Annotated in this window: 18 protein-coding genes; 13 read left to right on the forward strand and 5 right to left on the reverse strand. The window is 45.9% G+C overall.

Annotation, left to right across the window (positions count from 1 at the left end; all coding sequences use genetic code 11):
- Window positions 1–295 precede the first annotated feature (295 nt).
- The 9 genes from L1076_RS21195 (at window position 296) to L1076_RS21235 (ending at window position 10,410) form a co-directional block, all read left to right on the forward strand.
- The gene (locus L1076_RS21195; protein ID WP_042605111.1) at window positions 296–808 is read left to right on the forward strand and encodes a TRAP transporter small permease; all 513 of its coding nucleotides are present in this window, start codon (window positions 296–298) and stop codon (window positions 806–808) included.
- Between the two features lie 14 nt (window positions 809–822).
- Window positions 823–2,124 carry a TRAP transporter large permease gene (locus L1076_RS21200; RefSeq protein ID WP_038871505.1) on the forward strand — a complete coding sequence of 434 codons (1,302 nt, stop codon included), beginning with the start codon at window positions 823–825 and terminating at the stop codon, window positions 2,122–2,124.
- Between the two features lie 90 nt (window positions 2,125–2,214).
- Window positions 2,215–3,678: a fructuronate reductase gene (locus tag L1076_RS21205; RefSeq protein WP_237304412.1), complete on the forward strand. Its 1,464-nt coding sequence runs from the start codon at window positions 2,215–2,217 to the stop codon at window positions 3,676–3,678.
- A gap of 12 nt (window positions 3,679–3,690) precedes the next feature.
- Window positions 3,691–5,103, forward strand: a complete 1,413-nt coding sequence (gene uxaC, locus L1076_RS21210) for a glucuronate isomerase (protein WP_237304413.1) — start codon at window positions 3,691–3,693, stop codon at window positions 5,101–5,103.
- A 3-nt stretch (window positions 5,104–5,106) separates the two neighbouring features.
- Window positions 5,107–6,084 carry a sugar kinase gene (locus L1076_RS21215; protein ID WP_045382961.1) on the forward strand — a complete coding sequence of 326 codons (978 nt, stop codon included), beginning with the start codon at window positions 5,107–5,109 and terminating at the stop codon, window positions 6,082–6,084.
- A gap of 9 nt (window positions 6,085–6,093) precedes the next feature.
- Entirely contained in the window at window positions 6,094–6,723 is a 630-nt protein-coding gene (locus L1076_RS21220; RefSeq protein ID WP_005429019.1) for a bifunctional 4-hydroxy-2-oxoglutarate aldolase/2-dehydro-3-deoxy-phosphogluconate aldolase, read from the forward strand.
- 328 nt (window positions 6,724–7,051) lie between these two features.
- Entirely contained in the window at window positions 7,052–7,576 is a 525-nt protein-coding gene (locus tag L1076_RS21225; RefSeq protein WP_045406585.1) for a YgjV family protein, read from the forward strand.
- Window positions 7,577–7,895: 319 nt separating this feature from the next.
- A complete protein-coding gene (locus L1076_RS21230; RefSeq protein ID WP_045406584.1) occupies window positions 7,896–9,947 on the forward strand; it encodes a glycoside hydrolase family 3 N-terminal domain-containing protein in 2,052 nt (683 codons plus the stop codon).
- 67 nt (window positions 9,948–10,014) lie between these two features.
- Window positions 10,015–10,410, forward strand: coding sequence for a hypothetical protein (locus L1076_RS21235; RefSeq protein ID WP_005429015.1), 396 nt, complete (start codon window positions 10,015–10,017; stop codon window positions 10,408–10,410).
- Between the two features lie 50 nt (window positions 10,411–10,460).
- On the opposite strand, the gene L1076_RS21240 is transcribed toward L1076_RS21235, so the two are convergent.
- Both L1076_RS21240 and arcC read right to left on the reverse strand, forming a co-directional pair.
- A complete protein-coding gene (locus tag L1076_RS21240; RefSeq protein WP_038871524.1) occupies window positions 10,461–11,078 on the reverse strand; it encodes a TetR/AcrR family transcriptional regulator in 618 nt (205 codons plus the stop codon).
- A gap of 126 nt (window positions 11,079–11,204) precedes the next feature.
- Window positions 11,205–12,113, reverse strand: a complete 909-nt coding sequence (gene arcC, locus L1076_RS21245; protein ID WP_038871527.1) for a carbamate kinase — start codon at window positions 12,111–12,113, stop codon at window positions 11,205–11,207.
- A gap of 405 nt (window positions 12,114–12,518) precedes the next feature.
- Between arcC and L1076_RS21250 the strand changes: the two genes are divergently transcribed.
- The 4 genes from L1076_RS21250 to L1076_RS21265 all read left to right on the forward strand — a co-directional run bounded on the left by L1076_RS21250 (window position 12,519) and on the right by L1076_RS21265 (window position 17,571).
- Window positions 12,519–13,922 (forward strand): APC family permease, encoded by a 1,404-nt coding sequence (locus L1076_RS21250; protein WP_038871529.1) that lies wholly within the window; start codon window positions 12,519–12,521, stop codon window positions 13,920–13,922.
- A gap of 14 nt (window positions 13,923–13,936) precedes the next feature.
- On the forward strand, window positions 13,937–15,028 hold the full coding sequence (aguA, locus tag L1076_RS21255; RefSeq protein WP_237304414.1) for an agmatine deiminase: 1,092 nt from the start codon (window positions 13,937–13,939) through the stop codon (window positions 15,026–15,028).
- 75 nt (window positions 15,029–15,103) lie between these two features.
- Complete coding sequence (argF, locus tag L1076_RS21260) at window positions 15,104–16,150, forward strand: ornithine carbamoyltransferase (RefSeq protein WP_009706650.1); 1,047 nt, start codon at window positions 15,104–15,106, stop codon at window positions 16,148–16,150.
- Between the two features lie 143 nt (window positions 16,151–16,293).
- Entirely contained in the window at window positions 16,294–17,571 is a 1,278-nt protein-coding gene (locus L1076_RS21265; protein ID WP_237304508.1) for a RidA family protein, read from the forward strand.
- Window positions 17,572–18,268: 697 nt separating this feature from the next.
- Here the strand turns inward: L1076_RS21265 and L1076_RS21270 are convergent.
- From L1076_RS21270 to L1076_RS21280, 3 genes are all read right to left on the reverse strand, one after another.
- On the reverse strand, window positions 18,269–22,798 hold the full coding sequence (locus L1076_RS21270; protein ID WP_237304415.1) for an Ig-like domain-containing protein: 4,530 nt from the start codon (window positions 22,796–22,798) through the stop codon (window positions 18,269–18,271).
- A gap of 173 nt (window positions 22,799–22,971) precedes the next feature.
- On the reverse strand, window positions 22,972–23,286 hold the full coding sequence (locus L1076_RS21275) for a DUF202 domain-containing protein (protein ID WP_039973926.1): 315 nt from the start codon (window positions 23,284–23,286) through the stop codon (window positions 22,972–22,974).
- Complete coding sequence (locus tag L1076_RS21280) at window positions 23,270–23,626, reverse strand: DUF202 domain-containing protein (protein ID WP_038880303.1); 357 nt, start codon at window positions 23,624–23,626, stop codon at window positions 23,270–23,272. The genes L1076_RS21275 and L1076_RS21280 overlap by 17 nt, the downstream gene beginning before the upstream one ends.
- Window positions 23,627–23,637 lie beyond the last annotated feature (11 nt).

Here is a 23,637-nt window from a genome sequence, read left to right on the forward strand (position 1 = left end):
CCAATATGTAGGGTAGTTTTAATTTTTTATCGGTATTTCTTGTTTCGAAGCCATTATTGGCGATCAAAAAACCTATCGTCAAAACAAAAATGCAAATTGATTGACCAAAATCACAATAGCAATCGTTAAATTGGTCAACCAATCCAATTGTGAAGCTGCTCACGGACAACCAAATCGGCTAACTTATAATCCACTCAGAAAGATTAGCGTATGTTGCTGCCCTACACAGAAACAGTTCCTTACATTGGTAAACCAATTGTTATGAGATGCGCGTATTTACTTAAAGGAAATAAAAATGAATAAATTGGTCAAATACATAAACAGGGGGCTGGCTGCCTTTACGGTCTCTCTCTCGACCTTCCTCGTCATTTGCGTAGTCTGGCAAGTGTTATCACGCTATGTGATTGGCAGACCAAGTACCGTTACTGACGAACTTGCTCGCTATCTCTTTATGTGGGTAGCATTAATTGGCGCCGCCTACACCACCGGCCTTAAACGTCACCTTGCTATCGACTTGCTAACAATGAAGCTGCAAGGCAAGCGCAAACTCATCAATGAAATCGTCATCCAAATTGCCATCGCACTGTTCTCTTACGTGGTGTTGGTTCACGGCGGAACACAACTCGCACTGAAAACACTGGCAACTGGCCAGTTAACACCAGCGCTTGGCTTGGAAATGGGCTACATCTACTTCTGCCTACCAATCAGTGGCGCACTGATGATCTTCTACTCTGCGGTATTTGCTTTCGACCGTGTAAAACAATTGACGTCTGGTGAAGCCCTACTCACCGACACCCAGCTTGATTAATAGAGGGTTCCACAATGGAATGGCAATTAATTCTCACCCTGTTCGGTAGCTTCGCGGTCTTATTGACGATTGGCGTACCGGTTTCTTTCGCTATCGGCTTGTCATCGCTAGCCACTATTTTAATGAGCTTACCGCTAGAGCCTGCGATCGCCGTTGTGGCGCAGCGTATGGCGGCAGGCCTTGATAACTTTGCTCTACTGGCAATCCCGTTCTTTATCTTGGCGGGTAACATCATGAACCAAGGTGGTATCGCACTGCGTCTTATCAACTTTGCAAAAGTGCTCGGTGGCCGTCTTCCTGGTTCACTTGCACACGTGAACGTAATGGCGAACATGATGTTTGGTTCGATTTCTGGCTCTGCGGTAGCGTCTGCAGCAGCGGTTGGCGGCACTATGTCTCCTCTGCAAAAGAAAGATGGCTACGATGAGAACTTCTCTGCGGCAGTGAACATCACTTCTTGCCCGTCTGGTTTGTTGATTCCGCCAAGTAACACACTGATCGTGTTCTCATTGGTATCTGGTGGTACATCTATCGCGGCATTGTTCCTAGCGGGTTATATTCCTGGCATCTTGATGGGTCTAAGCATCATGGTGGTAGCAGGTATCATTGCAAAACGCCGTGGCTACCCAGTTGCAGCACGCCCTTCTCTGGCAATGGTTTGGAATACCTTCTTAAAAGCAGCCCCATCTTTGGCACTGATTGTGATCATTATGGGTGGCATCATTGGCGGTATCTTTACAGCAACAGAGGCTTCAGCTATCGCGGTGGTTTATACCTTTGTACTTGCGGTGCTGATTTACCGCGAAGTGAAATGGCGTGACATTCCAAAGATCATCCTAGAGTCTGCAGTCACCACTTCTATCGTATTGCTACTGGTTGGCGCATCGATGGGCATGTCTTGGGCGATGGCGAACGCCGACATTCCTTACATGATTGCAGATGCCCTACTGGCTATCTCTGACAACCCAATGATGATTCTACTTATCATCAACGTCATTCTGTTGATTGTCGGTATCTTCATGGACATGACACCAGCGGTACTGATCTTTACGCCTATCTTCCTGCCAATCGCACTGGATATGGGTATTGACCCTGTACACTTCGGCATCATGATGACCTTCAACTTGGCTATCGGTATCTGTACCCCACCAGTAGGTAGCGCGTTGTTCATCGGTTGTTCTGTGGCGAACGTTGCCATCGACAAAGTAATTAAGCCTCTACTTCCATTCTACGTAGCCTTGGTTGCAGCCCTGATGGCCGTAACCTTTATTCCTGACTTGAGCCTCTTCCTACCTAGGCTTGTTCTTGGTTACTAAATAGGTGCTTGTTTACTAAATAAGCTCTTGGCTACCCATTATTAAGATAAACCATCCCGCAGGATCACCTGCGGGAAAAGGGATACAACAATGAAGACTATTTCCAATTCCACTCTGAATGAAAACGTTCTGCTTCCGAACTACGACCGCTCAACGCTTAAAAGCCGTATTGTTCACCTTGGTTTCGGTGCTTTCCACCGCGCACACCAAGCTCTATTCACCAACGAGATGCTGAGCAAAACGAGCTCTGACTGGGGCATTTGCGAGATCAACCTATTCGGTGGTGAAGATTTAATTCAATCGCTGCGTGCCCAAGACCATCTCTATACAGTGGCAGAAAAAGGCGCAGAATCGACAGAGGTAAAAGTGATTGGCTCAGTGACCGAATCACTCCACCCAAGCCTCGACAGCATTCAAGCGGTGTTAGAAAAAATGGCCGAGCCACAAGTGGCGATCGTTTCAATGACGATTACCGAGAAAGGCTACTGTGCTGACCCTGCGACGGGCACGCTTGATAAAAACAATCCGCTGGTCATTGCTGACCTTGCCAACCCAACGGAGCCAAAATCGGCACTGGGTTACATCGTGCAAGCACTGAAGATGCGCCGTGAACGCGGTCTGACGCCATTTACCGTGATGTCTTGCGATAACGTGCAAGAGAACGGTCACGTAGCAAAAGCAGCGGTACTTGAGTTCGCTCAACTGCTTGACCCAGAATTGCGCGACTGGATTGAAACCAACGTTACCTTCCCTTGCACCATGGTTGACCGCATTGTGCCAGCGGCAACCGAAGAGACACTGACCGAAATCGATGAACTACTTGGCTGTGAAGATCCTTGCGGCATCGCTTGTGAACCATTCCGTCAATGGGTTATCGAGGATAACTTCGTGGCAGGTCGCCCAGATTGGAACGTGGCTGGCGCTGAATTTGTTGCCGACGTAGTGCCTTACGAAGAAATGAAGCTTCGCATGCTAAATGGTAGCCACTCGTTCCTAGCCTACCTAGGCTACCTTGGTGGATACGCGCACATCTCTGACACCATGACAGATGAAGGCTATCGCAAAGCGGCATTCGATATGATGATGCAAGCACAAGCCCCTTCGCTGACCATGCCAGAAGGCACTGATTTAGAAGGCTACGCCAAGCTGCTTATCGAGCGCTTCACTAACCCAAGCTTGAAACACAAAACATGGCAAATCGCGATGGATGGCAGCCAGAAGATCCCACAACGCATGGGCGGCAGCTTACGATTCCATCTTGCTCAAGGTTCTAACTTCTCTTGGTTGGCAACAGCAATTGCAGGTTGGATGCGCTACGTATCTGGCGTGGACGAGCAAGGCAACGACATTGATGTTCGCGATCCAATGGCAGAGACACTACGTCAGATTTGCGACCAACACGGCTTGAACGTTTCTGTTGTGCCTGCATTGCTCGCGGTTGAAGCTATCTTCCCAGTAGAGCTTGGTCAAAACCCACAAGTGATTGATGCGGTGAGCAGTGCTTACCAATCGCTAATCGATAACGGTGCTCGTGCCACTGTCGCTGCGTTGTAATAGGAGTTAACGATGAAGAATTTCTTGTGTGAAGACTTTTTACTCTCAAACGAAACTGCACGTCGCTTGTATCATGAGCATGCGTTCCACCAGCCAATTTATGATTACCACTGCCACCTAAACCCAGCGGAAGTGGCGCAAAATCGTCAGTTCGATAACTTGGGTCAAATCTGGCTTGAAGGCGATCACTACAAATGGCGTGGCATGCGCTCGGCAGGCATTGAAGAGCGTTTGATTACGGGTGATGCGAGCGATTACGACAAATACATGGCGTGGGCAAAGACGGTTCCTCAAACCTTGGGCAACCCGCTTTACCACTGGACGCACCTAGAACTGCGTCGCCCATTCGGCATTACCAATACGCTGTTTAGCCCAGACACCGCTGACCAAATTTGGCATCAATGTAATGAGCTACTGGTGACACCTGAATTTACGGCTCGCGGCATCATGCAGCAAATGAATGTCGTAATGGCGGGCACAACCGATGATCCTATCGATTCGCTAGAACACCACAAAGCGATCGCAGAAGACGACACCTTTAACGTTAAAGTGCTGCCGAGTTGGCGTCCGGATAAAGCATTCAAAATTGAATTGGACGTGTTTTCGGATTACATGCACAAACTGGGCGAAGTAGCAGACATTGAAATTCGCCGCTTTGATGATTTATTGAGTGCGCTTGATAAACGTTTGGCACACTTCGATGCACATGGTTGTCGCGCGGCAGACCACGGTATTGAGATCGTCCGTTACGCACCGATCCCAAGCGAAGCTGATTTAGATGCGTTGCTGACTCGTCGTTTAAATGGCGAAGTATTGTCAGAGCTTGAATGTGCGCAGTTCTCTACCGCAGTTCAAGTTTGGCTCGGCAAACGCTACGCACAATTGGGCTGGGTCATGCAGCTCCATATTGGTGCTCAACGCAACAATAGCACACGCATGTTCAAACTGTTGGGTGCTGATGCTGGCTTTGACTCGATTGGCGATCGCCCATTTGCTTTTGAACTGGCACACCTGTTGGATGAAATGGACCAAACCAACGAGCTGCCTCGCACCATTCTTTACTGCTTGAACCCTCGTGATAACGAAATGATGGCGACCATGATTGGTAACTTCCAAGGTGGCGGTATTGCGGGCAAAGTGCAGTTTGGATCAGGTTGGTGGTTTAACGACCAGAAAGACGGCATGCAACGCCAAATGGAACAGCTTTCTCAACTTGGTTTGCTCAGCCAATTCGTTGGCATGTTAACGGACTCGCGCAGCTTCTTGTCTTACACCCGCCACGAATACTTCCGCCGTATCTTGTGTGACATGGTCGGCCGTTGGGCAGAGAACGGAGAAGTTCCAAATGACCTATCGTTGCTTGGTCTTATGATCGAAGACATCTGTTTTGGTAACGCGAAGCGCTACTTTGAAGAGAGGGCGTAACCAATGAAGCACATCGCCATTATTGGTGAATGTATGATTGAGCTGAATGGCAAACCGTTCGGCTCAATGCATCAAACATTTGGTGGGGATACGCTCAACGCTGCGGTTTATTTGAGCCGCGGCTGCGAAGCCAATAGCAAACCTGATGAAGTTAAAGTCTCTTACGTTACGGCGCTTGGCAATGACCCAATCAGTACGGGCATGCTGACTCGCTGGGAAGACGAAGGCGTCTCAACAGATTTAGTGCTGCGCGATGAGATTCGCACGCCGGGTTTGTACTTGATTCAGCTTGATGACCAAGGCGAGCGTACGTTCCTATATTGGCGCAATCAATCAGCAGCACGTTACCTACTTCAACATCCAAACTTTGGACTGGTTAAGCAAGCATTAACTCAAGTAGATGCGGTGTTTCTCAGCGGCATCTCTTTAGCCATCTTGCCAGAAGAAGACAGAATTTCACTGCTCAACTTATTGGTCGAACTTAAAGCCCAAGGCGTTGAAATCGCGTTTGATAGTAACTTCCGCCCAGCACTATGGCCTCAAGACGATAATCAAACCGTCAAGAACGTGTACCAAGCCATGTATCAACTGACGGACGTTGCCTTGGTGACTTTTGATGATGAGCAATTGATCTGGGGTGACGAAACACCAGAGCAAACCATTGAACGCCTTACCTCTCTTGGCGTGGTCAAATGCATCGTCAAGCTCGGCGCAGATGGCTGCTTAGTTCAAGACTCAACAAATCAGGGTTCGAGCGCGGCTCTGGCTCCACAAGCCGTGCCAACCCAACCTGTCGCTCAAGTGGTGGACACCACATCGGCGGGCGACTCATTCAATGGTGGCTTTTTATCGGCATACCTTGCTGGCGCCGATCTAGCGACCTCATGTCAAAGAGGCAACGTACTGGCAGGTGCTGTGATTCAACATCGCGGTGCCATCATTCCCAAAGCATTCACACAACCGGCGCTTGGCGTCGTTTAAGGAACACTCATGTCTAGCATTAAAGAACAATTGAAAGCTCTGAAAGTCATCCCTGTTATCGCCATTGATAAAGCAGAAGACATTATCCCATTGGGTAAAGTACTGGCAGAAAATGGACTACCAGCGGCTGAAATCACCTTCCGTTCAGCAGCGGCTGCAGAAGCGATTCGCCTACTGCGTGAAACCCAGCCAGACATGCTGATTGGCGCAGGTACGGTGCTAAACCGCGAGCAAGCAATTGCTGCAAAAGAAGCTGGCGCAACCTTTATTGTATCGCCTGGCTTCAACCCAAATACCGTTAAAGCGTGCCAAGAAATCGGGATTGATATCGTACCGGGTGTAAACAACCCAAGTACAGTTGAAGCTGCGCTGGAAATGGGATTAACCACCTTAAAGTTCTTCCCTGCCGAAGCCTCTGGCGGCATCAACATGGTGAAATCACTGCTTGCGCCATACACCGACATCGAACTGATGCCTACTGGTGGCATTAACCCTGCGAACATCAAAGATTACTTAGCTATCCCGCGCGTATTGGCATGTGGTGGTACGTGGATGGTAGACAAGAAACTGATCGAAGCGGGCAACTGGGAGGAGCTTGCACGCCTGACTCGCGAAGCAGTAGCGCTTGTGAATGAGTAATGATTCGTAAGTAGCCTCAAGGCTCTTAGGTAACCCCTTAGCGACTTAGATAAAGTGCCCAGCCCTCCCTTTGTGGAGGGCTGATTCATTCAAAGCATGGCTCAATTGATTGGGTTATCGCGGTAAGTAGATTCCTGATCTCGCCTAGGCTCGTAGGAATGACGATATGATAAATATCTCCCTATTCGTCATCCTGAAAAGCGAGGCACGAGCGTGATTCAGGATCTACTCACAGAGTGAATCAAACTCTATAAGGGCGGTAACTTTGAAGGATGCTCATTAGCTTACTCACTTAACGAGATGACTCCGCAACATTCTAGGGAAATAAATGGAAAACTGGTTAGCACAAAGCATTGGTGGCATCGCGTTTATGGTTGGCGTAATGGCATTCTGGCAAAAAGACGACATGCGCTTTCGCTATCAGATGATGGTGTTTTGTTTCATCATGGGTATTCACTTTACTTTAATGGGCGCAACCGTCGCAGCCATTGGCGTGATCATTAATGGCATTCGCAGTTTTGCCTCAATCAAAACCCAGTCACGCAAAGTGATGTGGTTCTTCATTGCTCTTATGTGGCTAATGACCCTGCCAAACATCACTCACTTTTTTGAGCTACTCACGGTAATCGGATCGTCCGTCGCCACTTGGGCGCTCTTTTCTAAACAAGGCATCACTCTACGCAGCTTAATTTTGTTTAATTCCTTCTGCTGGGTCAGCCACAATATTTGGCTTGGCTCGGTCGGTGGCTCATTGGTCGAGAGTACTTTTATCATCACCAACTTACTGACCATATATCGCTTGTATCAATCGAGTAAAAATAATAACCAGACACAAACTTTAAATCAGGATTAATGTATTTAGCGCTTTTTCTCACCTGGTAATAATTTTGGAGTAAACAATAACAACCATAGCGTTACATAGAATTTGGAAGCGACATAACACAAACGTAAAGCATTGATTTTAAAGAACTTAAATAAAAACAAACAGACTACAAAATCAAGCTCAAATTTAATTTGGTCAACCTATTTTTAATTATATATTGAGTTTAATCACCTAATTAAAAAATATGGTGATCCAAATCTTTAGTTTAATTAATTTTGGTTAACCAAAACATCGCTAATTACTAATATTGGTCTTGAACAAACAACTATACCAACATTAGGACAGCGACATGAAACGTCTTACCCAACTCACTCCTATCGCAGTGGCGCTTGTTCTCGCAGGGTGTAATTCATCCGACGATGACAGCAACTATCTTCAACCAGAAGTCTTCTCTCGAGTGCACGACGTGCTCAGCGTTGATGGTTATCAATTTAGAGACTCCAATGGCAACGGGACGTTAGAACCGTTCGAGGATTGGCGTCTAACACCGGTAGAGCGTGCCGCCGATCTTGTTAGCCGAATGACGCTTGAAGAGAAAGCCGGCATGATGCTTATCGACACACTCAACTCCGGTGAAGGCGGTGTCGTGACAAGCAAAGGTCAGGACATGATCGCCGATGCTCAAATGACACGTTTTATCTTCCGTAACAGCGTGGTGGAAACACCAGAAAACGCACCAAACTGCGACAGCGGACGCTCAGGCTGCCAGATTTCGCCTAAAGAAGCCGCAACCTTTATGAACAGCGTTCAAGAGCTGAGAGAGAAAACCCGAATGGGTATCCCAGCGCTATTTAAGTCCAATGCACGTAACCATATCGACCCATCTGCAAAAGCGGGTATCAACGTCTCTTCGGGTGCATTCTCGGCCTGGCCAAAAGAAGCTGGACTTGCAGCTACTCGCGATATGGCGCTGATTGAAGAGTTTGCGGGCATCATGAATGAAGAATGGTCGTCGATTGGTTTACGCAGTATGTATGGCTACATGATGGATTTGGCGACAGAGCCTCGTTGGTACCGCGTACATGAAACCTTTACAGAAGACGCGGATCTTGCGGCAGATATCATGCGCTCTTTGATCAACGGTCTACAAGGTGGTGGAGCCATTGACCAAGACAGTATCGCCCTTACGATCAAACACTTCCCTGGTGGTGGTCCTCAAGAAAACGGCGGTGACCCTCACTACGACTTTGGGCAAAACCAAGTCTATCCAAAAGACAACTTTGATTACCACTTGATCCCGTTTATTGCCGCGATTGATGCTGGCGCCTCTTCGATCATGCCTTACTACGGTATACCAGTAGATCAAAAGTGGATGCCAAATGATGTAGGCATGTCCTTCTCTAAAGGTATCGTGACCGATCTGCTGCGTGGTGAGCTGGGCTATACCGGCAACGTAAACTCCGATACCGGTATCATCGGCGACCGAGCATGGGGTGTGGAAGATAAAACCATCGACGAACAAGTTGCGATGGTAATCGAAGCTGGCGTCGACGTTCTCTCTGGCTTTAACGATAAAGACGTCATCGTAAATCTGGTCAACAAAGGACTGATTGACGAAGAGCGCGTCGATCTTTCAGTGACTCGCTTAGTCAAAGAGCAGTTCCAACTTGGTTTGTTTGAGAACACGTATGTGGACGTCGATAAAGCCCAAGAAATCTTAGGCAACGCCGAACATCAAGAACGTGCAGACTACGCTCAGAAGAAATCCGTGGTCCTGCTGCAAAACACAGACAAGACATTGCCTCTAGCCAAACCAAACGCCGACAAAGCAGTTTCGCTCTATGTGATGGGTATGGATGAAACCATCGCTGGTGACGAGCGTTTTGGCTTTGATGTAACGTCTGGTGATTATGAAGATGGCAAAGCTCGCCCACCAGTACCAGCAGGCACTGATTACGCCGTTATTCGCGTTCGCGTCTCCAATGAAGGTGCGGATCCTGAGCTTATCTTTGGTGGTGCAAACCCAGATGAACTCGACCTGCTGGCATTCAGTCAAATGGCAACCGCAGCATCTTGGAAAATTGAGCCAAGTCTGACCGATATCCAAGCCGTCATGAATGAAATTGGCGCAGAGAATACCGTGCTTTCAATTAACTTCCGTCAACCGTTTGTATTGGATGATGCAAGTAACATGAAAAAGTCGGGTGCAATCTTAGCCACCTTCGGTGTATCAGACAGCAACTTAATGGAAGTCCTTTCTGGCAACTTCGCTCCTCAAGGCAAGCTTCCATTTGCACTGGCAAACAGCGCGCAAGCGATTTTGAACCAGCACTCTGACTACCCAGGTTATGACGACGCAGACACCTTGTACGAATTCGGTCACGGTCTAAGTTACGAATAACCTTTTACCCACCTAACTAGGCAGTGTCTCGGCGCTGCCTTTGTTGGATCTACTTGAGGAATAAACCATGGAACACATACTGCAGTTAGACTGGGTTGACCAAAGCATTCCCCATAAAGTTTGGGTTGAACAATACTACGACGGCTGCCGCATTTGCCTAAAGGTCGTCAAGGATGTAGAACCCGAAATGCTCTCATTGATTGTGCCTAACATTGATGTGAAAAGCGTTCGTCAGGCATGGCAAGGTAAAGCTATCAACGTTACACCCGCTTATGATGATGGCGTCCTTTTCACTCAAACCCGTTCGCTGTTCAACCTTCCTCATGGTTGCGTGATTTGGGCCGTCACTCATATCAAAATGCAAAATGGTTTGAAGATGTCTGCTGACAAGCTCTGTTTTGTACCGAAACATTCAAAGCAAGATTCTCGCTTTCAACAAGAACATCACGCTGAGGCATGTTAAACCAATAAGGTCAGCCCAGCAGCTGACCTTGTGTTTATCTCTGCTTTGCTTCAGTACGGATGAAAATCAACCTTTTGACAAATTGGCGGGATGTAAAGCTGAAGATAGGACTCAGATAGGCGAAGGGCTTCTTTAGCCAGTTCTGGGGTGATGTAGCCATATTTGCGGTAAGAGAGAGAATAGATTTTGTCGGCAACTTGCAGGGATATAGCAAAAATATTAATCGGTTGAGGTAGCTGAGGAATGTCGAAGAACTGGCGATAAATCATCTCAACTTGATACCCTAATTCAAGATCGTGTTCTGTATCGGCGTGACCTAACTCTGCAAACGTATGTCGACCCAATATCAATTTTTTGGCAATAGGATTGTTATTATAATAATTCACATAAGCCGTTTCTATCATTCGATTAATATCGCTCCAATGGACAATCTTTTCTTCATCAATACACTGCTCGAGTAATAAATCAAAATCAGAGAAAACATTTTCCAATAAGTTATGAAATAAGTTTTCTATATTTGGATAATGATGATAAACCGTTGACGTTGCCATTCCGCATTCTTTAGCAACGTCGTACATCGAAATATCCGTCGCTTCTCGCCTCTCCATCAAACGGACAACTGCTTCGTTAATTTTCAACAATTTTGTTTCTGTACTAACTTTTCGCATCGTGATGTTGTCCTTCCAAATTTTAATTAAAACCTAATATATAAGGTCACACTATCAATGTCCGCCAAAAACGACCGTAACTTTGACATGCGACCTTATTGATTTGTGAATTAACTTATTTGCATATTATGGTTGTATATGTGTACCAGACTTCCCTTCAATGATTTCTAACGCAAAAGATAAATCACCTATATGACCACTTTGTCCTGTTTTCTCAACAAACTGGCAGCATGCGTCGACTTTCGGTCCCATCGATCCTGCAGGGAAAGAATATTGCTTCATTTGCTCAATGGTCACATTCTTTAGCTTTTGCTCTTGTGGTGTTCCCCAGTTGAGACAAACGTGGGTGCCATCTGTCAGAATCAGCAAATGCTCCGCCCCAATTTGTTCTGCAATTAGTGCCGCAGTCATGTCCTTATCAATAACCGCTTCAAAACCTACATACGCCCCGTCTTTTTCGATTACTGGAGCACCGCCGCCGCCGCCACAAATGATCAAGTGTTCTTTTTCGAGTAAGTCTTTGATTGCTTTGATTTCTAAGATCTCTTGTGGCTTAGGAGAAGGGACGACACGACGCCAATGCGCACCATCAGGTTTCACAACCCAGTGATTTTCCTCGGCAAGTTGTTTTGCTTGATCCTCAGTGTAAACAGGACCAATGAACTTGGAAGGGTCCACAACGGCAGGGTCGTTTTCATCGACGACAATTCGCGTAAGTATCGTCGTCGTGTAACGATCTTCAATTGCAGCATTGAGACCTTGCTGAATCAAATACCCAATCATGCCTTGTGTTTCTGCGCCAAGCACATCAAATGGATAGGGAGGGCAATCTTTATAAGCGTTGTTTTGTAGGGAAAGTAAGCCGACTTGAGGACCATTACCATGCACAATAACTAAACGATAGTTTTTACTCAATTCAGCCAATGAACTCGCCGTCTGCGCAATGCTTTTTTGTTGGTTCTCGCAGCTCATGATCTCACCACGTTGCAATAAAGCATTCCCTCCAACAGCAACAACAATAATCGGTTTTGACATATCGAAATCTCCAAATATAAATAAATGATGTCAGATTAGACTGGCCTAACTGTATTTAATTGGAATTTTATGGTTGGAGATAAAAATCACAGTTCAATTCCTATTCAATAATTGGCATAGAAAATGAAGTTGACGTCACGTAATTTTCATTATTAATAGTTTAAAAACCGATATGTGATCTCGAATGTGTTTTAGATTTTTAATGAGTAAGAAAATTCTGAAATTAATAAATTGATCAAGAACAACTATTTTGCGATTAGTGTTTTTTTCCTCATAAAATGTCTAGGTTCTTTTAATTTTTCCCGCAATTCGTTTCCTCAATACCGATATTAAGTTCACATCAAAGTTCGTTACATAAATTTCACTTTTAATAATTGCCATATTCAGTAGTTAAGGAGCGAAACAATGAGTAACGAAACTCAAGGAAAAATGGGGGTCATGAGTATTGCGCTATTTACGTTATGTGCAGTACTGGTGGTCGACACACTCACCGCATCCGCAAGTATAGGGGTCAGCTCGATCGGTTGGTGGGTTGTAATGCTGATCTTTTTTGTTATCCCCTATGGGTTCATCACTTCTGAGTTAAGCACAACTTACCCAGGCGACGGTGGTATCTATGACTGGGTAAAAGAAGCCTTCAATTTCAAATGGGCCGTACGCACAACTTGGTTTTATTGGATTAACGTCGGTCTATGGATGCCAGCGGTATACATCATGTTTGCAGGCATGTTTGCCGAGCTATTCATGCCAGATCTATCGTTGTGGGGCCAAATAGCGATTTGCATTGCGTTGACTTGGTTCACCGTGTGGATTTGCAACGTATCGGCAGACATTGGCGTTTGGGTCACGAATGTAGGCGCCATCCTAAAAATCTTAGTGATCGGCACGCTAGGTGTAGGGGGCTTTGTTTACGCAATGAAACATGGCGTCGCAAACGAATTTTCTTTGTCTGCCATGGTGCCAACTCTCGACTCAGCGGTTGCGTTTCTTCCTGCTATTGTCTTCAACCTAATGGGTTTCGAATTGGTTGCAACCATGACGAAAGAGATGAAGGACGTGCGTGATATGCCAAAAGCCGTATTCCTTTCTATTGGTATCACTGCGTTCCTCTACATCTTCGGCACGATTGGCATTCTGATGGCGTTACCTGTTGAAAGTATCGGTCTGGTCGCTGGGTTAATCGACACATTTAAAACCTTATTTGGTGATGGTCCATTGGGCAATGCCATGGTGTATTTCTTTGGTGTCTGTGCACTATTAACGCTCATCGGCAACATGGTGAGTTGGACAATGGGTGCAAGTCGCGCTGCTGCCGAAGCCGCTCAAGAAGGTGAACTACCAGCCGCTGTAGCAAAAATGTCGGACAAGGGATCTCCAGTGGGTGCGAACAATATCACTGGCACAGTTTCTACCGTGGTGATCTTGTCATACGCCCTATTTGCTCAAGGTAATGACGACTTGTTTTGGTCCATCTTCGCCTTTTCAAGCTGCATTTTTTTATTGCCTTATCTGTTCATGTTCCCTGCATACCTAAAACTGCGCCTAGTGGATGGCGACCGTGAGCGCCCATTCAAAGTTCCGGGGGGCATGGGTACGCAATACGTCATATCAATTGTGTGTTTCTTGGTAATCCTTCAAGCCGTGGTGCTCTTCATCTTCCCAGAAGCACTTGACCTCACCGTCGCAGACTGGAATTACACAGCGCCAGTGCTCATCGGAGTTATCGCGACAATCTTGATTGGTGAATGGATTTTACTGGGCGCATTGAAACGCAAAAACCAACAAACGGAACAACAAGCTGAAGCGTAATTCAGGAGATTGATATGAAAAAGCTATTACAAACCACACCAAAACAAGACGGCTTCAGAATGCCTGCCGAGCAAGAGCCTCATAGCGAAATCTGGATGGCTTGGCCAGAACGCACTGACAACTGGCGAAACGGAGCAAAACCGGCACAAAAAGTGTTCGCTGAAGTGGCAAAGCAAATCAACCAAACCACCCCCGTAACCATGCTGGTAAGTGCGGATCAGTACGACAATGCCGTATCTCGGTTACCTGACGATATCCGCGTGCTTGAAGTATCAACCGATGACTCTTGGATGCGCGACATCGGTGCGAGCTATGTCGTGAATGATGAGGGGGAACGTCGCGGTGTCGACTGGGAATTCAATGCTTGGGGCGGCTTTGTCGATGGCCTTTACTGGCCTTGGAAACGCGATGACCAAGTCGCACAGAAAATGTGTGAAATTACCGCTGATTCTCGTTATAGAGCGCCAATTGTACTTGAAGGAGGCTCCATACACATCGATGGCGACGGCACTTTATACACCACAGAAGAGTGCCTACTGGACGAGAGCCGTAACCCAGATCTAAGCAAGGAAGATCTGAGCAAAATTCTCCGTGAGCACCTTAATGTGGAGAAAATAGTTTGGTTGCCTCGTGGCTTATACAACGACGAAACCAATGGTCACGTCGATAACATTCTCCACATCGTAAAACCCGGAGAAGTGGTTTTGACTTGGTGTGATGACCCGAATGATCCGCAGTACGAAATCAGTCGTGAAGCCTACGACTGCCTAATAAATCAAAGAGACGCGAAAGACCGAAAAATCAAGGTCCATAAGCTGCCAATGCCGGGACCTTTGTACATGGCCAAAGAAGAAGCGGCAGGGATTGATATTGCCGAAGGGATGGAGCGTGAAGCCGGTGAGCGTCTGGCCGCCTCATACGCGAACTATCTCATCACGAACAACCAGATTGTTCTACCTCTACTCGATAAGCGATACGACGCAGAGGTGATTGCGCTCTTAGAGGATCTCTACCCAGGCTATGAAGTAAACGGTGTGCCTGCTCGTGAGATTTTGCTCGGTGGCGGCAACATCCACTGCATTACTCAACAAGTACCTCAAGTTTAAATCCATACAAATCCAACGACTCAAAATAAAAGGGGCGAGCTTAGGTAAGCCCCAAATGAAAATAGGAATATGATTATGAAACTACCTTCTTCAAGTGCAACTGACCTGCACAAAGCCAACATTGAGCATATGGTGTCTATGAAAGATTTCTCAGTCCGAGAAATGGACAACATGATGGAATTGATGAGCTACCTAAAACAAGCGCGTAAAGATAATGCTGTGCCACAGCTGTTCAAAGGAAAGTCAGTAGGTATGATTTTCGAAGCCGGCTCAACTCGCACACGCGTTTCATTTGAAGTTGCCGCTACGCTACTTGGTGGTCACGCTTTGTTCCTATCGCCAAAAGACATCCACCTTGGTGGCAAAGAATCGATTGATGATACCTCACGTGTTTTGTCACGCATGTGTGATGTGATCATGGCACGAACTAACAGTCCTGAAACGCTGGATGGTTTGTTAAACATGTCTACCGTACCGGTTATCAACGGTCTAGATACCCGTTTCCATCCAACACAAATGCTGGCTGACTTATTTACCATTCGCGAGCACATCACTGATGGTCGCCAGCTTAATGAACTGACGTTGGCATTCATGGGTGACGCTACCGATGTATGTCGTTCATTGATGCTAACTTGTGCGAAATACGGCATGGGCTTTAAACAAATTGGGCCGGTTAAATACCACATGGAACCAGAATGGGTCGAGCTTGCAGAATCGTTCTGCAAAGAGTCTGGCGGTCATATTGAGATCACTGATGATGTAGAGCGAATCAGCGATTGTGATGTGGTCTACGGCGATAGCTTCTACTGGGTTACTCAAATGGATGAGAAAGAGGAGCGCTTAGCTGCCTTCATGCCTGATTACGTGATCACGGAAGAACTTATGGCAAAAGCGAAGCCAGGAGCAATGCTTCTGCACTGCTTACCAGCAAACGACAAAGAGGAAGTCACTCGCGGTGCGCTAGAAAGTGAATACTCTGTGGCATTCGACGAAGCAGAGAACCGTCTAACGGCGCAAATGGCCATCTTGGTTTACTTCACTCATAAAGATGCCATCACACCAAGCGAAGAAACCATCAAACGTCACGAAGACAAAATCCTGACCTTCCTCAGCACCCTATAACAATCTCATTCACTAACTAACGTTTTTAATTGGCACACATAGCCAGACTTGCCTTTGTTTTGAGCGGTTGGTCTGGCTATCTATTGCCTGTATCAGCGTACCCACAGCGTTCCTACAGCAGCCAGAATTGGAGAACATTCGAAATGCACGGCGAAATCATCAAAGTCTCTAGAAATACAGAAAATGCACCAATCAACGACGGCTCAACTCAATCGGTGGCTTTCTCCCATTACAACAATATCTCAGCGCAACTGCCGATTGACCCAGAAAGCCAAAAGTTAGTGGAAGGGGGCATCAAAGAGCAAACTAAGCAATGCTTAAGCAATATTAGATCAATCGTGGATAGCATCGAGCACAGCTTAAATGACGTCGTTAAAATCACGATTTATCTTAAATCTATGACCGATCTGGATGCTGTCGATGAGGTTTATAAACAATACTTCATCAGCCACCTTCCAACTCGAACCGTAATTGCCGTTGCTGCACTGCCTTTGGAAGGCGCTTTAGTTCAAATCGACGCGCTGATTTCGAACGGCGAAGGAACACACCCTCAAGAACCTTGCAAGCTGATCAAGCTGGTAAGAAACACAGCAAAAGCCCCAGCCAGTTTGCTGTCGAGCCAAAGTGTTGCGTTCTCACATTACAATCACATTTCAGCACAACTGCCGATCGAACCAGAAACAGGCAATATTGCTGAAGGCGGGATCAAAGCGCAAACTCGACAATGTTTAAAAAACATCAAGAGCATACTGAATAGTATTGATGTCCCTTTTGATGACATTGTTAAACTCAATATCCATCTGAGAAATCTCGACGATGCCTTTGCTGTCAATCAAGTCTACAGCACATTTTTTCCAGACTCGGCGATAGCAAGAAGCGTTGCCTACGTGCCCGCTCGTACTGTCATCAAAGCTGAGGGCTTACCAATGGACGCCTTGGCGCAAATAGACGCGACGATTTCTCATGGGGACGGAACGCCACCACAAGCCGTTGAAGATAGACATGGGATTGTGATTCGCGCCCACAACACAGAGGCGGCACCAGTCAGCAAATTCTCAACTCAAACTGTCGCCTTCTCGCATTACAATAACGTTTCTGCACAACTGCCAATCCATCCGTCGAGTGGCGAAGTCATTGCTAATGACATAGGCGAGCAAACCATGCAATGCCTCGACAACATCAAAGCCATCATAAAAAGCGTACATCATGTAATGGACGACATCGTGAAGCTGAATATTCAGCTAAAAGATATCAGCGACTTGCACGTCGTGGAGGATATTTTAGCGAGCTACTTTGATAAAGAGCTTCCAGCGTGCACTGTTATCGGTGTATCAGAAATCTTTATGGATGCTTCTATCCAAATAGACGCTATCGTTTCTAATGGTGAAGGCACATTTCCAAAAGAAGAGCTTAGCTACTGAACCTCATAAACTTATCAAGAGAGAAGGTCAGCTCTACAGCTGACCTTGTTTTTATCTGTGCTTTACTTGCCTGACATATTGCCAAACCCAAAACTTCAAAACTCACCTATAAACAGCCCAAATACTCCAACAATTTTGCGCGAAATGAAGATAAATATCTTTGTGATGTGCCTTCTAAAAGAAGCTGCAAAATTATGGTCTGATACAGCAAAGCATCAAGTATAAAACGATGCTTTGAATCGCCCCTTTTCTTTTGAAATCAGACTTCTAGTGAAAATGCGAGAAGGCCCCTCACTCCGCCTTCTGTCAGAGCTTTGTCAAGACAGAGAACGCACACTTATCCTCACATAAAACCTTCACATCACGGTCATAATCTAGGGTCTAAAATTACCCTTGAACTCGTGTCTACGGACGAAATTTTCAATCGTTAGTTGTGGGAGGTTGCTATGGAAAAGTACTGTCCAATATGTCAAACAGAGTTAATCGATAGAAGTCACTATCTTATCTGTCCTAGAAACAATATTGGCGAATGCGCGTATGATGGCTACGAGGATCACCACAACCATTGCTGTCATGAAGTGGGCGAAAACACCCATGAGAAAGAATTGGTCGCTTTAGATTAAACAAACCTAACAGTGACGAAGCATAAAAATGCCACTCATTGTTGAGTGGCATTTTTGTTAGTGCTGGCTGAGATTTACGGGCAGGTTACAGCTACGCTATCAATAACAACATTATCCGCTGTAAGCTCTACAGAAAATGTTCTAACACCCGTTGATTTCAGGCAGGTAACCGGAATGGTGTAGCTACCATCTCCGTTATCAGCGGCACTAGTTGCAGCATATATCTCAAAGTCTGCATCTTCTAAAACTACATTACTAAATTCAGCGAACTCGCCCGCAGTCAGAATGTAAGAGCTTACTGTCACTTTGTGCCCTCCATGCCCTAAATCGGTACCACTCGAATCTTTAAGCGTGATTGTGATATTACCTGAATCATTTAACTCCGTAGGTGTTACAACACTTTCTGCAGCATCGACTTGGGTAACCGTTAAAGACAACGAATTACTCAATGAGAGATCCCCAACAGCAGCACTCAAGGTATAACTGCCAGCCGTATCTGCAGTAACTGACACCGTGTACGTACCATCACCATTATCTACAGGAGAGCCATAGCTTAGCCCCGTGCCTTCTGGGCTCAACACCAAATCACCGTAGCTTTGTGTGTAAGCACTGCCATCAGCTTTCTTTAAAGCAACCGTTATAACTGCACTATGATCGCCTCCTACACCAAAGGTGGAAATATCACTCGTGATGGTAGACTGAGAAGCGCTTGGCGCTACCGCCTCAAATGTGAGGTTTGATGTACCAATGGTTCCAGAGTCATAGGTCGCGGTAACAGTGACCTCTCCAGCAACGTTAGCGCTAATACTGCTTGTATAAACCCCATCGCCAGCATTCACTAATTCCGTCTTATCAGCAGAACCCGCTGTAATCGTGAGTTCAGGACTGTTCGATGATGGTACAAACGCATTGCCAGCGTAGTCTTTCAGCGTGACTGTCAACTGAGCAGTACTGTTGCCATCTGCTGCAATAGTGGTGATATCGGCTTGCAATGTCGACTGCGATAAATCAATAACGGCATTAAAAGTGAGCTCAACATCGTTAGCCAACTGAGTGTTACCTATACTCGCACCAAAGGTATAAGCACCTGCGTTTACTGTTGTAAAGACTGCCGTATACGAACCATCACCGTTGTCTATTTTTGATACTTCCGTTACCCCACTAGGCACAGAGAATGAAATCTCCCCCGCAGACGATGTATAGTCAGCACCATTGGTGTCTTTTAGCTGAACCGTTACGGTAATCTGGTCATTACCATTTGCGTTCGCGGATTCTTTATCACGACTGAATGCAGCAGCAGACAGATTTAAGACCTGAGCATAAGACAAAGAAATAGAGCTGGATAACTGGGTGCCACCAATCGACACTCCTATTAATTTGTTACCTGCACTCGAGCTAGAGAAACTCACAGTGTAAGTACCATCACCATTATCTTGAGAAGTAACGGAACTAACGCCTGTTGGCATAGAGAGCTGAAGAGTGCCGCCTGAACTTGTGTAGTTGTTACCTTCCGTATCTTTCAATTGAATGGTTACTGTGATCACATCGGATCCGTCGGCATTCGCAGAACTTTTATCACGAGTAAATTCAGTGTTGCTGAGGTCAAGAACTGGAGTAAATTCAAAGGAAATGGATTCAGCAAATTTACTGCCGTCTAGCGAAGCTCCCACTGTGTAGGAGCCTGACGTAGAGCTTTTGTACTTCACAGTATAAGAGCCATCGCCATTATCTTGGCTGTCGAACTTAGTTAACCCATTTGGTGTATCAAAAACGACTGCACCGCCAGAACTGGTGTAATCATCCCCCTCTTTGTCTTTTAGCTGCAAGGTCACGGTAATAACGTCAACACCATCTGCGCTTGCTGAACTCTTATCAAGTGAGAAGTCAGCGCTGTTGGTATCTAACACTGGCGTAAACTCGATATCTATGCTGCTAGATAGTGCGCTACCTGCAATCGATGCTGTGATATTGAAAGTTTTTGACGTTTCACTGGTGAACACGCCAGTGTAAGTGCCATCGTCATTATCTTGATAAGACTTCAAAGTTAACCCAGAAAGCTCGCCAAACTTGATGTCACCACCAGACGATGTGTAGTCATTTCCATCCGCATCTTTGAGTTGTACAGTCACCTTAATTTGCTCACTACCATCCGCACTGGCGAACGCTTTATCTCGACTAAAGACGGCATTTGAGAAATCAACAACAGGACTAAACTCTACTGTCGCAGAGCCTCCTAAGGCATTGTCATCAATCTTACCGGAGATAACGACTTCTTGCGCTTTTGTAGACGTCACCTTGGCGCTATACGTACCATCACCATTCGAAGTAACACCAGAAATCATGACCTCTTCAGCAGGTTCAGCACTCAAGGTAAGATCACCTGAATTCGATTCACGAGCCGTACCAAACTCATCGCGCTCCTGAACGGTAATAATGATTTCTGCGACACCGTCTGCCAGCGCTTCTGTGTTCTCAGCAAAAACGAACGTTTGAAGGTAATCAATCGGTAATTCGGCAAGACAATATTCATTGGAGCTTGGTAACTGAATATCAAAAGTGATCGCATTATCGGCGCTCGTCGTGGCGGTTGTACGTTCACCCCAGTAATAACGGTTCTCAAAGTAAGAATAGGCTGAGCCCATGTACTCAATCGACTCGACCGCATCACTTTGCGTGGCGTTACCATCAGAGTCTGTTCTCCCCCATAAATAGTGAGAATAGTCTTGGTTGTACATCCAAAAATACGCTTCAGGTGCTGCTTTAAAGCGCGTGACGGCCATATCGTCGTCGGTACATACCAAGCGGGTTTTAATGGCTTGGTCAATTTTGTCACACAATTGAAGTGACATAAGTGAGATAGTGGTCGTGTCTGCTTTGGCGGTAAATTCTACTTGTGCCCAAGTCTGCCCACCGTAGTAATAGAGTCGATATAACCCGTCTTCAACCAAGTTGGAAAACGTAATGCTATCCCCATTTACTTCACCCGAACTTTCATAAGAATAACCGGAATATAAGTAGTAATAGCCGGAGTCGACTGTCTGAGTTTTCGTTTCGTCGATTGGGCAAACTAATGACAACCCTGTTTCGATATCAATACGAGGAGGGTTTACAATATTCAAGGTAGCCTTGAACGATTTAGTGGAGTCACTCGAGACACCAAAACAGAAGTCATCGAGATCGAGCCCTTCTGAACCATCGGCTACTTCAATGACCTCACCGTCCACTTCGATCGACGCCAGTAAGCTATTACCTTGGCTGTCGAGCAGATCAAAATGGCCAGCAAAGGCAGGCACTCGATTGATGTTTAACTTTTCAGGGTCATCGCCCCACCCGGAAGGCTTATAAGCCCAACCACCACCAGCTTTGGCAAAGGAGAGGCGCAACTTTTGATTGTTGGGGTCGCCATTCGCATCCACAACGTCGACATCAAGTTGACAACGATCTTGTCCGTACCAATCCAGATTGTAATATGAGAGGTGAGTGATTGGTTTCGAGACGGTAAAGGTGTTTTCGTTTTCTTGCTCTATGACAGCATCACCTTCATAGCGCCATTTACCCGTAGAGTCGGTATAGCTCCAAATAGGGATCGTGCCGTCATCCAAAGATAGCGGTTCACCTGTTTGCGGATTTATCGTGGATTTTGGAACTTCAAATGCCAAGGTAACCCCTTCGCCATCAAACGATGACACTTTGTTGCCGCTCTCATCACCAATCTCAATCGCAACAAAACCAGCAGAAATAAAGGTCACGCTGTCAGGAGAGGTAATATCGCTTGGGAGCTCTCCATCAAATCCATCTGGTGATAAGCCACCAGGGAAAAGATATAACGGGTTATTCTCATCATCAGCTATTCCTTTTGGATCCGCAGAAAAAAGCATCATCGAAATAGAAACCTCTCCTAAAGGCGTAAAAGGCTGCCCATCTTCACCAATGAACCCCGTGCCGGCAGGAATCGATAACTTGGCAGTTGCGCCATCAAGGATTTTGCCTCCATCCGTGCTGTCATCTTTGCTAACCGTCGCGACATCCACTTGAGAACTGGTGACGTGACCATCTAAGTCAACACGTTCTTCCGCAAAAGTAGTTGCCTCTTCAGCCTTTTCTGACTTAGGAACAATTTCAATCCAATAGTTATCGGACATCGTGGTTTGGGTCAGATCAAACACTTGAGAGTTAGAGAAAAAACCATCCCCTCTCACAATCACAGCCATCTTAGCCACACCGCCATTCACATCGCTGGCGTTATCGACATCGAATGTGAATGGCACAATGCCAGATTCGGGCACTACCACGACATTACTTTGAAATGCTTCCCCCTGATGGAAACCAGCCACTTCTCTTCCCAGAACATCTTGCACCTGAACGGCAAACGTCTCATTCTGGTTGGCAACATCGAAGACAAACAACAGTTCTAGATTGGACATTTCTGTCTCATCGACTCGATTAGAGACATTCAGTGACAAGCTTTGTTGGTGAGAGATTTGAGACGTTAATGAGGTGGTCGTTTCAGTGGTAGAGTCATTACAACCCGAGGTGGCAAGCAAAGACATCATTCCTATCAGGCAATACAACCCCGCCCTTCTGAACGTATTGATCGTAACCATAACCTAGCCTTTATTTTTATATGAAACACAATACATATAAATAGCAGCTTAATAATACACCTGCATGATGTATGGAAAAAATCATACTCAGAGCACATTAGGATGAAACAAATACTTTGGCATTCATCGTCTGTATCTTTTGTTCTACTCAACACTAACGTCGTTGTTCCATTCTAAGAAATTAGAATATGCCCGCCAAAAAGCAGTGCAGATAGAACCAAAGATATTGCGATAATTTTATGCTTTCCCGCTTTCCAACTGGTTCCTTTAGTCGCGACACAAAGACCTGAAGCGTAAACATAACGGCAAGCTAAACAGGCACAAACTAAAGAAACTGCCAACAGCCAAGAAACTGAGCCATGCAATATCTTAGCAATCGACAGCACGATCAAAACCGACACAAACAGAGTACGCAGCCAAGATAAAACCGTTCTTTCAACTTGCAGACCGGCATCGCTTTTTAAATAGGTCTCATCTAATAAAGACATCGTGATAAATGCTGCTCAATAAGAAGGTAATCACCACCACCATCAAGATCGGAATTACTTTAATAGCATGGGAATAAGACAGGTTGCTGTTTAACCGCATTGCGATTTCATTTCCTCGCCAATTTGCATAGGCAAAAATCGAGCAAAGAATAGAAATCGTCAGTAAAGATAAACAAATGAGTGGCTTATATAAAGTATCGTTAAGACTTGTGGCTAATTGGTCCACAGCAATAGCCGCCGTAAAAAAGCCGAGCGCAGTACGAACCCATGCCAAAAAAGTTCGCTCATTGGCAAGCGTAAAACGATAGTCGGGGTCTTCCCCCTTTTTTTTCCAAGACATATTCAAAACAT

This window comes from Vibrio sp. MMG023, from assembly GCF_021654215.1.
Taxonomy (GTDB): Bacteria; Pseudomonadota; Gammaproteobacteria; order Enterobacterales; family Vibrionaceae; genus Vibrio; species Vibrio jasicida.